This is a genomic window from Pseudoalteromonas luteoviolacea (genome assembly GCF_001750165.1).
Lineage (GTDB): Bacteria > Pseudomonadota > Gammaproteobacteria > Enterobacterales > Alteromonadaceae > Pseudoalteromonas > Pseudoalteromonas luteoviolacea_G.
The window spans coordinates 811,086-824,373 of the sequence record NZ_CP015411.1 but is presented as its reverse complement, the minus strand read 5'-3'; the positions used below and the strand labels follow the sequence as shown (position 1 = coordinate 824,373).

Below are 13,288 nucleotides of genomic sequence, written 5' to 3'. Positions count from 1 at the left end.
AAGCTCTCATTAATTATTTTCTGTTCACTTTAAATAAGCTTAGTGCCTTTTACTAGCTGAGGCTTTTTGATTCCCATCAATAAACCAAATATCTGATGCTTGTCCATATTCAGCAAGAAATTCCCTACGAACTTTTTGAACATCAGCATACTTTTTCCCGATACCACCTACATCCATAATCAGAAATATACCTAAATCAGTATCGTCCGCTCTTTTATATATTTCGAGCTGTTTTTCATAGCCATGCACTAAAGTTGTGTTCGTGGATAACTTTACTTCAACTACGACTTTTGAGTCGTAACCTTGTGACATTTTGAAATCAACAGGACCATTACCTGAGTCAGCTTCAGGAGTGAGATCTAGATTGTTCGCTTTACAGTAGCTATATGCAACTGCAAACAATAGTCTTTGAGATGCTTTTTCTTTTCTTGGTTTACCATTTTCATCCCATAATTCCTTCCAAAGCCCTTTATGTTCAACAAGCTCCTGAAACTGCTCCAATATCTTATGTACAACTTCAATCACTTCTTTTGAAGTTAATTTTCGACCTGAATAGTTAGAAAGATCAAAGGGGTGTGATTGCGATACCGACTTCAGTAATTCGGTCCAAAAAGCCTCACCATTTCTATCACTACTAAAATCATAAGGTGTTGGAGATACCTCTCGAATCATATCCATAACTTGCTGAAATGCTTCTTTGCTTCTCAATGCCGATTTTTTAATTGTTCTTTTTGCTTTTTTGACATGTTAGCCCAAATTTCACCAACATGATTATTTACTCTCTCTCTAAGCTCTTCATTTTCTCTCACAACTCTAGAAATATCACTCCAGTCAGATGCAATTGGTAAATCCCTAACAATATCATTTGGAACAAATAGCAAAGGCTGACTTGAGTAAGGGTTTTCAACCAAGTCATATACTGTGTTTTCAACTTTAAATTGTTTTGTAGGCAACTGTAATGATTTATTGATGGTCTGTGAAAACTTAACCAGATCATGAATTATTATATTTGTAGTCATGTCACTAATTCTGTCTGGGCCTATTCCTTCTTCAAACAATGCCAGAGCCATGAATAAATCAACATCTTCCACACCTAAAGAAACTATCTGACGAGCAGTTTCCAAAGTAGTTGAAATCAGGTCTTTCCCAAAACCTGAGCCTCTAACACTGGTTCCATAGCCTAGACAAGTCCAGCTTACCTCTGAGAATTTAAAAAGCCTCTTTGCATTTCGCCAAGCTATATCATTCTCTTCTTTCGATACTGACAAAAGCTTTATTATTTGACTAAATCTCTGCCTGTATGACTGAGCTGCACCATCACTCACCTCGATATGACTACTTTCCTCTAAAAGCAATGGGTCAATAAAAACCAACGTGTCGGTATTCAACAATACATTTACAACTCCCAGCTTATCCAGCGTAGCTAAATCAATGTTAAACTGTGTAGATATTGTGGCTGGACTTTTAATTTTACCCATATTATTCCCTTCAAATTAATATCAGCTCATGGGCAGTGAGCTAAGAGTCCACAAAACCAAGAACTGGCTGGAAAGTATCTTTTCACTTTTAAGCCGCTAGTTTGAACACCGCGAGTTGGAAAATAAAAATGTTACTTTTTGTACAAAAAGTAACATGGGGATTAATTGGTTCATTTAAAGACCAGTTAGTTGAATAAATTTAACTTATTTACCAACTCATTTTTAATATAGGTAGCCACAGGCACTAGCCCCGCCTTTTTCTTGATGGTTGCAAGCTCTGACGGCGTAAACCTTAAACCAACTAACTCTGATTGTTTTTCCGCAGCGGGTTTTGCTGTTCTACCACTGGTTTTTACTGATGATTGCTGATGTATCAAATTAGATAGTGTGTTTTTGTTACTAAGTTTGATGTTTGTCAGGCTATTTTTTTGACTCATTTTTAGGGAGGATTAAAGAATAAATGGCGTCGAATTGCTTACTCACTTCCCTATATTGAAACTTGGCAAGTGGTGATGCCGCTTGAAGCCGTGAGATTGATTTTCTGGATTTAAAGATCTCATCAAATACCTTGGAGAACTTCAGTGGTAGTACCGGAATATCTCAACCAAACTTTTCATGCACAAGCGTTTGAATATGTTTAAAACTTTCGCACTCATACCAGCTTTTACCTTTGTCGCGGTAAGTTTTTTGCAGTTTGGTTGCCACCACAAGAACATTTTTGTTGAGGTGCAAAACTTCAGCAAGCGTATTTAATCACGCCAGTATAGATTTGTACTCATCATAGATGGGTATGATCACCCAGTCCGATTGCGCAACAGCTGTACTTATACTTAATGCGCCGTTTGAAAGTGCCCCAGCAAGATCGAAGACCATATCTATATGCTCAGGTATCATAGGAAAAGGCTCATTGAGATCAACGGCCATAAACTGATCTTCAGGTAATATTTCATCATAAATATGGTATGGCTCATTTGTTCCTAACGCAAAACCGTGGTCGTGAACGATATTGGTTGAGATTGGAGACTTCCCCGCCCCTCATTTTGTGGTATAGACAGTTACTTTCATAAACTTGTGTTATCAATTAAATCTATCAAACTGATTGTACTGATATTTTAAAATAATCAAATTTACTTTGTTATTTCGCGTTACTCGAAATAATCGATTTAACTCAGTCACTCTATTAAATTGATTTACCGTGTTTTTTCTCGTAACTATCTTGAGATTGACGAAGTGTACCGAGCTTTACTTTAGCTTGGTTAATTCGCATTTCATGGAGCTGTGTATCGTCTAAGAGTTTTTGTTCACTGGCTTTTTTCAAATCGCTATCACTAAAACTCATGATGGCCTTTTCTAGGCTAGTTGAAATGACTTTGTGCGCCTGTTCGAGTTCTTGTGTAGAACCCAAACGCTCAGCCCATTCTTTATCTTTGAATAGGTCAAGACTCAGTTCAATATTGCGCTTTTCCTTCATTACGGTGTGATAGGCATTAATTCGCGAAACCAGCTCATCATCTTTTGGCCGATAAATTGAATCTTGCTCTTTGGCTTCCATACATTACTATCTATATTGACTGATATATGAACAGTTTGAACCCTGAATCTTAAAATTTCAACTTTGTCAGGTATAGCAAGAAGGGAATAGAGCTTAAATATGGCGCATCCGTTTACTCCACAAATATGTGATATGGCCGATAGCATGGGTATATGCCTTTATCAGCGTTTTTCTCAAGCTGAAGCCGCTCTTTTCTTGCATTGCACTATTGAAGCGCTCACAGAGTTACAGAAGCAGCATAAAATTGAGTATATCCAAGTTAACGAAGATCTTACTGAATTTTTCGGCTTTCAACTTTTGGAGTACTTAGCACAACAAATCCAACCCTGTAATGAACCACCACAACTAAACACACCTGATAAAATCATTTGCGTAAAGGAAGTGCAGCGCCTAACTGACCTCTCTCGTACAACCATTTGGCGACTAGAACGTGCAGGGAAGTTCCCCGCAAGGGTGCCGCTTACAGGTAGCCGTATTGGCTGGCGTCATAGTGATGTTCAAGATTGGATCAAAAGAAAGGAATAAATTATCTCACCAGTTCGACTTTTAACTTGATATATTACTATATTCAGGCTAATTGTTAGAGTGTATAGCTGAAGCTTCAAGGACAAAGGAATGAGATACACATTAATAGTTATTTGTTGTTTTTTATTTGGATGTTCACATACCAATCATTCTATTCAAGCAACTTTGTATAAAGAAACTTCAACTGACAGCGACACTTATGATTTTATACAATTTTCAGGAAATCCCATTTTTGTTGACAGCAATAGCGTTTTCGAAGTCCGAATAGAAGAGATCATGCCTGGGTGGATACATCAAGGCGTCGTACAAAATGCGCCTCTTGAACAACACAACCAAAACCCTGATTGTGATGATAGTGATGATAGTGATGATAGTGATGATGGACCTTGCTTTTATAACTCTTGGGATGACAATATAGCAGATCAATTATACGGCAAAGAGTTGTGGATAGTCTCCAAAATAGAGAGTATCAACAAAAATGATATACTCGAACGAAATAGTAAAGTTTACTTTAATGCTACCAACGTCAAGTTAAATTCCTTTTCCTTTAAGCCGATACCTCTCGACATTGAAGAGCTTAACTTGTTTTCTCATTCATCTGATAGTGCTTACCGATTAACTATTAAAGTGTATGAAGTTCAAGGTTTCAACATAAAAAAAGAAGCATTAAAAGCATATGATAACAATCCAGGAATCTCCGGTTTGCTAATTTCTGGATGGGAAGTTATCAAGAATACCTTTGGAGCTCTAGTAGGAGAAGTTATAGAGAACCAATGGAAAGAGAGAAAAGAAGAAGAGCAGTTTATAGAAAGGTTGCTTCTCGAGAATGGTGCTGTTATTGAGTTTCAAGGAGTAATGCAAATTTTAAGAAAGAAGGATGAATTAAGAAAAACAGGACCTGTTGGTAAAATAGAACAATATTTACTTTATGACCCATACAAATCTGCAGATTTTAATAGCTCCTTTAGTTCAATCAACACCTATCAAGCAGCTTTAGCCGAGCTAGAGAAGACAGTCGATCTCAATATCAAAAATGTAAAACGAACATATTTGAAATTTACAGTTCAACAAAGCCTAGAAGTTGTTCCTCCACTTGCTGTAATCCCATTAGAAGGACAAACTGAGGCCATTAAATTTTTAAAACGAGTTAAACGTGACTAGTTTAAAATAATCGTAATCATACCATGTACTTTAAACACGTTGACCTTAGGAATTTATTAGTGAAAATCTAAGGTATATAAAAAACAATCAAAAGTTGGTAGTATAACTTTGGAATATAGAGTAATTCGACACAGGGTTAACCGTAAAACAATGGTGGCAGGAGTGGTGGCAGAAGCCCTTTTTTACTAGTAAAAACCAAAGATAACCAACTGTAATTTAAAGATTTCTATTTCACACTCAAGAAGCAGATCCAGAATATTGAGTAAGACTCACTAGCGCTCGCAAAAACTTTTAAAACATTGAAAAACCTCGCTTTATAGCGGGGTTTTGTTTTTATCGTTCCGTATTTTTTCATCCTGTTTCATCTAATTGGTGAGTATTTATCACTGCTAGTCTCAAACTACTGATGAGTACAAGAGGTGAAAAAATACCAAATTTAACAGTTAAACAAGTCAACATGCTTGCCAAAGGCAAGCCAAGTAAAACACCGATGGAAACGGTTTGTATTCGTCGTCCCGAAGCGTGGCGACCCTGATTGGTCTTTGGGATATACCTGTAACGAAAATTCGGGCAGCTGACATTGGCTGAAGCGCGTGGTGAGGCTGAAACGATCAGAGCCATGCTAAGAGATAGCACTGCTGCTGTATCATTGAGCTCTCTCACTCAGCATAGCGTAACGAGCCATTTCAAGATATGTATGTCAATAAACTACGAAAACGATTAAAAAGGCCTGATATTCCGAAAAGTAAATATGACAACAATGTAGCCAGATTTATTGGTCACCTTAACGTTGAGCAGGTTAGTGCGTTCCGCATTCGAGATATCCTAAATATTATTACCGATAGAGGGCTGTAACTCCTCCAGAGCTGCAAACTGGTTTAATGGTAATTTTTATCCCACAACACGCGATCATTTTGATGGTTTTTACCGACGTTGGACGATTATCAAGTTTATTCATGGTAAATCAGAATCAGAAAAATTTGAAAATTGAGGTGCGGTTTCTTGATATAAAAATAACTTTAATTCTTTTTATAATTGATTTAGACTAGCAAATAATTAAGGGTTGCTTCATATCCTTTCTTCCCACAAGAAAAGATCAGTAGGTCATGAAGTAATAGGTGAACAACCTAAATCATAGTTTTATAAATCATTGCATAATGCACACGTCAGTTGCAGATAACGCTTTTAGAGTGGGACAGTAAATGCGTTATTGGTTGTAAAGACGGAGACAGTTATGCCCTTTTACTTATCCCCAAAAGTATTTTCAAATCAAGCCAAAGTTCTTGTTAAACACTGGCCTTTTAAGCCAATAAAAATTTCAGCTGCGCGGAACTTACTTTCACAGTTATATGGTTATAAAAATGATCACCACTATCGAAAGGTGCTAATGACTGCGCATGCTACGTCATTAGCACCCTGCTCAGAGGAAATAGTTCAATCTCATTACAGAGAGTGGATACAGCGTTTTGCAAAGTTAGGTGCGATGAATGAGATTCAAGCACGCCAACTCATGCATATGCTTTGGCCTGCGTATTTAAATCCCAACTATTCACTCACAACGAAGATGTATCATGCATTATTTCGATTTAACGGGCATTGTACTGACTTTCTTAACGATGAAATTAAGAATGTAGAGATTAAATATGATTTTGATGATACTCCAGCCATTGGGGATGCCATTCAGGCAATGGGGATTCCGCATACAGAAGTAGGATTAATTAGGGTAAATGATAAAAATGTAGACTTAAATTTCCGACTTAATGACGGAGACAAAGTTTCCGTTTACTCCTCTTCTGCTGAGTATACGAACTCAAATATGCCCTGGAAACCAAATGGTGAACTGACATTTTTATTAGATGTCCATTTAGGTGGACTTGCTCGTTACTTGAGAATGGCCGGATTCAATTGCTTGTTTGAAAACCATGACCATGGTGATTCGGTATTGGCGGAAGTCGCTTCAGTTGGTGAGTATATTTTATTGACCCGCGATAAAGGCTTGTTAAAACATAGTAAAGTTAAATACGGTCGCTGGGTAAGAGCAGTAAAGCCGATTGAGCAATTTAGAGAAATAGTTAAACACTATCATTTAGCTGATCACTTCAATCCTTTATCACGCTGTATTAAATGTAATGGCACTATCACTACCGTTAAAAAAGAAGAAATTAAAACAAAAGTACCTAAAAAGGTCTATGTCAATAATATAACTTTTAGTCAATGTGCTAAATGTGAGCAAGTTTATTGGCAAGGTGGGCATTTTGGCAAAATACAAAAAATATTAACTGATGTGAAAAATAGGGGCTTGTAAATGAACTTAACTACATCACCTGTGCATTATCATATTAAACAGAACGCAATTTTGTCTAAATTAGCTCATCATTATAACGGCAATAGTGGTACTCATTCTCAAAAAGAACTACAAAAGCTACATGATGCGATACTACTGGAATCTACAGAGCGATGCCTTGCAGAACCAAACTTCTCGTTAGATGGAGATATCATACCTGGCGGTCAGTGGCTCATGAACAAGTTTAGATGTAAAAAATCAGCTCATCAAATGTTTGATATTATTGCCTCGTCTGAAAGAAAGTTATTTAAGCCAAATCGATGCTACATTTGCAAGCAACTATATCAATCTGTTCATCATCATTATCACCGTCTATGTAATGAGTGTTCATCCTTTAACTTTCAACGCAGAAGTGATAAAGCAGATCTAAATGGACGAATTGCTTTATTAACAGGGGGAAGAGTCAAAATTGGTTTTCAAATCGCGTTGAAGCTATTACGTGCTGGTGCGAAAGTGATTGTAACTAGTCGCTTTAAGTACGATACTGCAAGACGCTATATGTTAGAACATGACTATGAAGATTGGGCAGATAACTTAATTATCTACGGCCTTGACTTAAAACACATTCCTTCAGTGGAATCTTTTATTGAATATATAGTTGAACGTTATGATAAGCTCGATATTCTTATCAATAATGCTGCGCAAACAATAAAAAAGCCTCAGAGTTACTATCAAGAAATGGCCAAGCGAGAAAACGCCCTTATAGAATGTGTTGATCGCAATTTACTCAGTCACTTCCATGATCCTCAGTTAGAAAGTGAGAGCCATCATTGGTTAACTTATTCTAGAGTATCAAAGCCCAGTGTCATTGATAGCACTATGCTTGATGAGTTTTCCGAGCCAGTCGATATATCACCTCAGAATAGTTGGACAAAAACAGCAGTAAATATAGATACACTTGAATTTTTAGAAACGCAAACTATTAATACAACCGCTCCGTTTTTACTTTGCTCTAAACTAAAAATCCTGCTTCAAAAATCTAGCTTGGAAAGAAAGTTCATAATCAATATATCGGCGATGGAAGGACAATTTAATCGAAAAAATAAAACTCACCGCCACCCCCATACAAATATGGCAAAAGCGGCGCTAAATATGATGACAAGAACAATCGCATCTGATTACGTAAAACAAGATATATACGTCAATAGTGTTGATACTGGGTGGGTAACTCAGGAAAACCCCTTACCAATTAAATCACGTAATCGAGCTATAGGTGTTGTCCCCCCTTTAGACTGTATTGACGGGGCTGCCAGAGTATTGGCTCCAATTTTTGAAACTATTAATGGAGCTACTCCTACTTATGGACGATTTTTAAAAGATTATCATGAATGCGCATGGTAATAATAAAATCATCAATTCATTAGACAAGGTAACAATGAATAATGATGCTCGCGGTGAATGTTGATCATAGAGATGGTTTTGCGTGTGTTGCAGATGTTTCTTTTGATTACAGGCAAGACAAACTTAAAAGCGCTCTTATATCAGCAAAGTTTCTAACGTAAAAGAATATGAAGCTGGAGCTTCTATCTTAGAAAGTTGCCCTTTATTGCTACCCTATTGAATGAACATTGCCTAAAACCAAACATGATTGTCATCCGACGGTCGCTTGCATTTATAGTAATAAACACTGCGACTCAAACCAGCTACGTCACAAGCAAATGCAACACTTACCTCAAATCTCGCACATAAATGCTCGACCCAAGCTCTGCGTCTACTCGTTTTTACAGCTTTTTTGAGATGATTTCCTCGAGCATTGAGTGTTTTAAACTGAGAGTCGCAAACCTATCTTTTAGCTTGCGATTTTCATCTTCAAGCTCTTTTAAACGTTTTACATCAGAGGCTTCCATCCCACCATATTTAGAACGCCACTTATAAAATGTACTTTGACCAACACCATGTTTACGGCATATTTCCGGTACAGGCACACCTGATTCAGCTTCTTTGATCATGCCGACGATCTGTGTTTCAGTGAACTTACTTTTTCGCATCGTAAAATTTCCTTCTTATATTGATAGAAATTCTACTTATGAACTGTTTCAGTTTATGGGGGAGTTACACCATGGCAGGGAGATACAGGTTACCAACTATATTAAGAAAAGTTGATAGCTTATGTCGCCAGAAATGGGGATTTTTGGAAAACGAGATAATTATGTACCTCGTTTTGAATAGCATTGAAATTATGACTATTTCATTAAATACACGTCATCCCATGTAAGATAAGGATCCCAATCCGGACCTAAATATGCAATACGACTATCTCTTTCAATTTGATAAATATTACTCCACTTATGGGGTTCAACGGATACTAATGTACCATCTACCAGCCTGATTGAAATGACTTGAGTTTCATTTGAAGTCGGTTGCAAAGGGTGGCCTATTAAATGCACATCGGTCAACTCTTGCTCACCAACCGAATACTCACTCCACTGAATTTTCTCGCCAAGTTGATATTCAGGGAAATTCAACAGGTTTCCCCAATAAAACACATAATCCATTTTTTTGTTGTCTATATTTACGTCCTTCAATATGCAGCAAGATTTAATAGGGGTCTGATGATCAATTTCATCATATTGATTTTTAGTGTAATAGTGAAGATTTAGATAATTAGCCATTCGTTGATAGGTTTTCTTATCCCAACAATGGCGCTCCAAGAAAAATAACCTTCTAAGGTTTACCCATTCTGAATAACGTGAGAATCGTGCCTGTAAGATCCTGTCCATATCACTAAGGTTACACTTTGGATCGCTAAAGGGTGGCTTTCTAACCATTGTCTGAATAGTACGCCAGACACTGTGAGTAGGAACAGCTTCCGTATTTTTCTTACTTAAGTATGCCTGACTGACCATGTCTTTAAAAAAACGATTTTCGTAATCTTCAACAGGTATCATATCGCTTGTAATAAACGGTTCTCCAATAGTGCCATAAGGTAATGACCTTATCTTGTCACCTGCTAGCTCAATTATTTTGTTTGCTTTAATGTGAATAAGTGTCTTAGGAGCATAATTACTACAGTTTTTACAATGAGATAATGAGCGCCCCATGACAAATAACTCATCAAAGTATTCTTCTCCCCTATTGATGTCACCCCAATAAATATGATCACCCACTTTGTAGGTTGGATAATTAACAATATTACCCCACTCGAAGGCTATATCTGTAGCAAAGCGCTCATCACATTGATCACACTGAGTAATTTCCTTCTCTAGGGTGGCGAAAGATTTCACTTCAAGCATTAAAGCAGATTGTTCAGCTCCTTTATATATACAGTCTTTTTCTCGCCATATATTTTGAACCAGTGTTTTGAAGTCTTCATTAGAAAACAATGGCAAATAGCCAAATAATAATTTTCCAAATATATTATCAGTGATGCAAGAATTCAATAAATCAGCTAGTTTCGGGTGGTTATATGGGTCAAGTGTATTTTTTATAATACCTTTAATTTCATCTTCTTTTTGACCATGCAAATTTCTAAATTTCTTCCTTTTTCTTTCGCTGAATTCAATATTAATACCGTCGGTGTAATCCGTACTATACATTAAATCACAATTAGTATGGTTACCAGGGTCAATAAGGGAAATTCCGTCTATGTATATATCATATTGCTTATCATTTAATATATCTTGCGCTTGTTCTAGGTAATATGGGAAATCATGCAAAAACTCATACGCATAAGCAATCGCTTTTTTATCTGGTGCTTTTGTACAACCAAAAACTTCAATATCATAATCAAAAAATCGACCTAAACCCTTTTCCATAGCCTTGGCGGTTGTTAGCTCATTAAATAGTGAAATGACGCTTCCCTCTATGATTTTACCGCACCAAATATTCCGGTACTCATCACTAGTACGGCCGTTTTCATCTTCATACATTCCCCACTTAAATGGTTTAAATAGAACATAGTTATTAAATACAGCTAGAACCCAATCAGAATATGTCGAGTATGAAAACTGCGAATGATTACTAAGATAGTCTTTTAACCATTTTTTCTCACCGATGTAAACAAACCCTAATTGTTCATATTCTTCTAAATTCTTAATGCGTCTTTTTATTTCATCATTACTTTTTTCAGACAGCTCTTCTTCACAGAATGATAATTGCCGCTGTATTTTACATAACTCCCAATATTCATCAGCAGGGATGCACTTTCGGATGAGGTGGCTAAAAGGCCCTTCTATTTCACAAGATAACTTCATTTTCAACTATTTTAATTACCAGATTAAAAACCTTCCCAGTATAAATTCACTGGTATACAAATTGATTGCACATGCTGTGCGATGTTTCATAACAGAGTATATTTTTCTTACCCTTAAATAAAGGAATGATTAACGCATGTTATTCATAATCAGGACTATATCAACCCCCTTCATTTTTTTCTGAATAACCAAATATACTGATTTTTATTACTAACCTTTAAAGTGCAATGTATTTTAATGCTCTTACTTTAACTGACTATGATAATAATCCAATACATTCAACTTAATTGATCGCTATGCTTGAGTAATCCTTGCACTTTGAATTTTCAAAGGAAGTACCCGCCCCTGCAGATCATCTGTTTGATAACTTAGATCCAAGTAACAATTAAATAGATATGCTAATTTTACCCCACAAGATCAACGTTACGATGTTAAGCTAGGGGAATGGATAATACTATCCCAGTTGAATTCCGAGTTTGATAATGACTTTAATATCATGTGGAGTGGCGCTGGGGCAGGTAATTTCTTTATTGAACCCGCAAAACTAAAAGCGTTGGATTTTTCACGAGTGTGGTACAACTGGGACTGTAGTTAAACCCTGCTTGCTTGTTTGTCACCTTCGCTTCCATGAGCTTATATTCTTAAAATTATATAAGTTTATTATTCATTCCAAGTGGCGGATGTTTTGGTGCATAAAGCCTTAAACCCACCATGGCATCAAAGCTCACTACCCTTTAATTTCATTGATATAAGAGCCACAACCTATAGTCAGACCCAAAACATTGATTAATAATTAGGTAAATCCAAATTATTGATAAACGCCTAGCATTGCTGGACTTTTTTATACAAATACAAACCAAAATACATGCATGAACCTGTCACGCAACCTGCTTAGTAGCTCAATTCAAATTCAAAATAGCCTGTCGTTTAAAGCGTTCTCACCAAAAGCACATATAAATATTTAAATTGAGAAAACTTACAGCTGACAAAGCTTAAGTACTCAAGCAAAAACAAACACTTAACATTTAAAGCTTTGCAGCTGTCTGCCAATATGTTCTACAAACTACTCAATAGATAAAATAGTTCATAAAAAGATTTTTAAATCATAAATTTATTCAATTCGATTCAATTCGATTCAATTCGATTCAATTGCGAAATTAAACTGTTTAAACAACATATTAGAAAGCAATTTAATAAGGAGATAGCAATATGAAAAAAGCATTCATCAACTCAGTTATATTCACTCTACTGGTATTTTTTATCAACCTAAACGCACATGCAGATGACTATATTACTTGCCATAGCTGTTCATCTATTACCTCAATGCAGAGTAAAGCAAGAGCATATATTTTTGACCGAACAAATGGAGATGGTATGTCCTCGGCCTACACCATTCACCTTGTCAGTGTACCGCATGGATTAGCAGGGTCATTCTACGTAACGTCTAGACCTCAATTGGATCGGTTTGGCGAACTGGAAACCATTGTCACAGCCAGTAGGTCTTCAACTCCACAATCTTTAATAGACCAAGCAAAGCGCGCACAATCTTATATGCACCTAGCCAAAAAGACGCGTGTCCCCATTTCTAGCGGCTATCGCTCTGCTTGGGAATTAGCGCAGAATAGCAGTAGTAGAGACAGGTTTGATGACTGGGCTGCACAAAATGACTCTCTTAAATACTGGTCTGCGCAACTAATCTCTATTTTTGGTGGCTTATTTTATGATCCTGTTGCAGGAATTGAGCTACTATTTGAATTTGAAGATGGCTCACAACTGATCATGAAAGCAGCCACTTTGAGATCGGGCACTAAACTACGCTTATCTTACACTAGACATAGTGCGATAGATTCTGATGGCAATCGTATTCCAGATGCTGGGTCATCTATTGAAGGTACGTATCAGTTTTCATCGCAGTATAAGCTAGAGCAATATATACAAAAAGCAGCAGAGTATGGTATTCGGTTAAGAGTTATACAAACAGGAGTGAGGGGAAGAGTAATAATTACCCCAATTGACAGGACTTAAAATATGTTAG

13 protein-coding genes and 1 pseudogene are annotated in these 13,288 nt (G+C 36.6%); 7 read left to right on the top strand and 7 right to left on the bottom strand.

All coding sequences use genetic code 11. From position 1 onward, the window contains the following. Window positions 1-39: 39 nt before the first annotated feature. The 5 genes from S4054249_RS26800 to S4054249_RS03430 all read right to left on the bottom strand — a co-directional run bounded on the left by S4054249_RS26800 (window position 40) and on the right by S4054249_RS03430 (window position 3,030). Window positions 40-678, bottom strand: a complete 639-nt coding sequence (locus S4054249_RS26800) for a hypothetical protein (RefSeq protein WP_196764512.1) — start codon at window positions 676-678, stop codon at window positions 40-42. Between the two features lie 26 nt (window positions 679-704). Then, window positions 705-1,478 carry a hypothetical protein gene (locus tag S4054249_RS26795; protein ID WP_196764513.1) on the bottom strand — a complete coding sequence of 258 codons (774 nt, stop codon included), beginning with the start codon at window positions 1,476-1,478 and terminating at the stop codon, window positions 705-707. 185 nt (window positions 1,479-1,663) lie between these two features. After that, window positions 1,664-1,915 (bottom strand): hypothetical protein, encoded by a 252-nt coding sequence (locus S4054249_RS03435; protein ID WP_046354168.1) that lies wholly within the window; start codon window positions 1,913-1,915, stop codon window positions 1,664-1,666. Window positions 1,916-2,231: 316 nt separating this feature from the next. Then, entirely contained in the window at window positions 2,232-2,402 is a 171-nt protein-coding gene (locus tag S4054249_RS26490; protein WP_155401327.1) for a hypothetical protein, read from the bottom strand. Between the two features lie 256 nt (window positions 2,403-2,658). Further along, window positions 2,659-3,030, bottom strand: coding sequence for a hypothetical protein (locus S4054249_RS03430; protein ID WP_046354167.1), 372 nt, complete (start codon window positions 3,028-3,030; stop codon window positions 2,659-2,661). A gap of 99 nt (window positions 3,031-3,129) precedes the next feature. Between S4054249_RS03430 and S4054249_RS25800 the strand changes: the two genes are divergently transcribed. From S4054249_RS25800 to S4054249_RS03410, 5 genes are all read left to right on the top strand, one after another. Next, on the top strand, window positions 3,130-3,555 hold the full coding sequence (locus S4054249_RS25800) for a helix-turn-helix transcriptional regulator (protein ID WP_080928256.1): 426 nt from the start codon (window positions 3,130-3,132) through the stop codon (window positions 3,553-3,555). Between the two features lie 90 nt (window positions 3,556-3,645). Next, complete coding sequence (locus S4054249_RS03420; RefSeq protein WP_046354166.1) at window positions 3,646-4,716, top strand: hypothetical protein; 1,071 nt, start codon at window positions 3,646-3,648, stop codon at window positions 4,714-4,716. Between the two features lie 406 nt (window positions 4,717-5,122). Continuing rightward, window positions 5,123-5,251 carry a hypothetical protein gene (locus tag S4054249_RS27130; RefSeq protein WP_256370542.1) on the top strand — a complete coding sequence of 43 codons (129 nt, stop codon included), beginning with the start codon at window positions 5,123-5,125 and terminating at the stop codon, window positions 5,249-5,251. A 699-nt stretch (window positions 5,252-5,950) separates the two neighbouring features. Further along, entirely contained in the window at window positions 5,951-7,021 is a 1,071-nt protein-coding gene (locus tag S4054249_RS03415) for a Mut7-C RNAse domain-containing protein (RefSeq protein ID WP_052960825.1), read from the top strand. Continuing rightward, window positions 7,022-8,401, top strand: coding sequence for an SDR family NAD(P)-dependent oxidoreductase (locus S4054249_RS03410; RefSeq protein ID WP_052960824.1), 1,380 nt, complete (start codon window positions 7,022-7,024; stop codon window positions 8,399-8,401). Window positions 8,402-8,840: 439 nt separating this feature from the next. On the opposite strand, the pseudogene S4054249_RS03405 reads toward S4054249_RS03410, so the two are convergent. Both S4054249_RS03405 and S4054249_RS03400 read right to left on the bottom strand, forming a co-directional pair. Next, window positions 8,841-9,048: pseudogene (locus S4054249_RS03405) on the bottom strand (transposase); the annotation flags it as partial. A gap of 195 nt (window positions 9,049-9,243) precedes the next feature. After that, window positions 9,244-11,253, bottom strand: a complete 2,010-nt coding sequence (locus S4054249_RS03400) for a hypothetical protein (RefSeq protein WP_046356839.1) — start codon at window positions 11,251-11,253, stop codon at window positions 9,244-9,246. A gap of 448 nt (window positions 11,254-11,701) precedes the next feature. Between S4054249_RS03400 and S4054249_RS27260 the strand changes: the two genes are divergently transcribed. Both S4054249_RS27260 and S4054249_RS03395 read left to right on the top strand, forming a co-directional pair. Beyond that, complete coding sequence (locus tag S4054249_RS27260; protein ID WP_430522137.1) at window positions 11,702-11,848, top strand: DUF1963 domain-containing protein; 147 nt, start codon at window positions 11,702-11,704, stop codon at window positions 11,846-11,848. 614 nt (window positions 11,849-12,462) lie between these two features. Then, window positions 12,463-13,278, top strand: coding sequence for a hypothetical protein (locus tag S4054249_RS03395; RefSeq protein WP_046356840.1), 816 nt, complete (start codon window positions 12,463-12,465; stop codon window positions 13,276-13,278). The last annotated feature ends 10 nt before the right edge of the window (window positions 13,279-13,288 follow it).